The following is a 1,334-nucleotide window of genomic DNA, read 5'->3' as shown; positions in this document are numbered from 1 at the left end:
CCCTGTTGCCTCATTGCAATACCTCCGGGAAGGTGATTCGTTGCCTCATCTAAAAACCTCCGGTTGACCGCTTCGTTGCCTCATTGAAAAACCTCCGGATTTTCAGTTGTTCCATGCCCTGTTGACGGGTTTGGCGGCGGCTGGTTGTTTGGCCCTGGCCAATGTTTCCAGCTGAGCGGTGAGTGCCAGGATCTGGCGGGAGAGGGCGCCGGGTTTGATCTGTTTGAAGGCGGCGTTCATCCGGATGATGGGGCGCTTGCGCATCCTCTCGTGCCGGATCGCGCGCTGGTGGGGTGTGGCGGGCGCGTCGTGTTTCTTGCTCACTGTCGCGCCGTGCCGGTGTTTCTCGAGGAGCTTTTGCTGGGGCAGCAGGTAGTTGGTGAAGATCCGGTCCAGGTCCCAGATCTCGTTGAGTTTCTCGAGCTCCGCGGCGGTGTCGTAGCGGAGGTAGCCGACCAGTTCCCGAACCCTGGCCCAGTTCTTCTGCTCCACGTGGGCGCCGTCGTTCTTGTTCCCCGGCCGGGACCGGGTGAAGGTGATCTGGTTTGCATGGCAGTAGGCGAGCAGATGGTCGTTGATGAACTCCGAACCGTTGTCTGAATCGATCCCGATGATGGGGAACGGGAACACGGCGGTGACGTGCTGCAGAGCCTCGAAGACCCATTTGGCAGCCTTGTTCCGCACGGACCGGTTCACCGTCCAGCCGGTAGAAATGTCAGTCACTGTCAGGGTGAAACAGAATTCGCCGAAGCTGTTGCCTCCCTCGTGGCCGACCAGATCGATCTCCACGAACCCCGGGACGGCGTCGTCCCACTCGGCCCAGGTGCGGACCGGGATCTGGGATTTCAGGAGCGTTCCGGGCTTCGTGTGTGAGCGTCCCCGCGGGAAGAGTTTCGCCCGCTCACCGGCGAGTTTACGGTCGATGGTCGCCGCGCTCATGCGCATCAGCAAAGCGGCCTGGCCATCGGTGATCTCCAGCTCTTTGTCCCGGCGCAACAGCGGCACCAGGACCGGCAGCATCGGAGCCAACAGCCTGCCGGCAGGGGCGCGCAGCACCGCCCAGCACCTGATCAGCGGCGGCAACAGATCAGGGCCGTAGACCGGCGTCCTGCCCGGCCTGGGCTTGACGATCTTCAGGACCAGGGCCTCCCGCAGAGCGGTCCTGGCGTAGTCGCGGTGCCAGCCGGTCAGCTCGACCAGCTCGTTCAGGATCCGGGACTTCCCTGCACGATCGGCGCTCTTATAAGCGAGGGCTTTCTTCTTTGTCACAGCCTGACGCTGGTCCATCGTTAGCTCCATGAAAACGGGCATAGCCCCGATCCGCTGCCCCCGCC

Annotated in this window: 1 protein-coding gene; it reads right to left on the bottom strand. The window is 62.7% G+C overall.

Going from position 1 to position 1,334, the window contains the following annotated elements; translation table 11 throughout:
- Positions 1 to 102: 102 nt before the first annotated feature.
- Positions 103 to 1,269, bottom strand: coding sequence for an integrase catalytic domain-containing protein (locus tag J2X01_RS21955; protein WP_310062682.1), 1,167 nt, complete (start codon positions 1,267 to 1,269; stop codon positions 103 to 105).
- Positions 1,270 to 1,334: the final 65 nt, after the last annotated feature.

It is taken from the genome of Arthrobacter ginsengisoli (assembly GCF_031456935.1).
GTDB classification, from domain to species: Bacteria; Actinomycetota; Actinomycetes; order Actinomycetales; family Micrococcaceae; genus Arthrobacter; species Arthrobacter ginsengisoli.
This window is presented reverse-complemented; position numbering and strand designations above follow the sequence as displayed.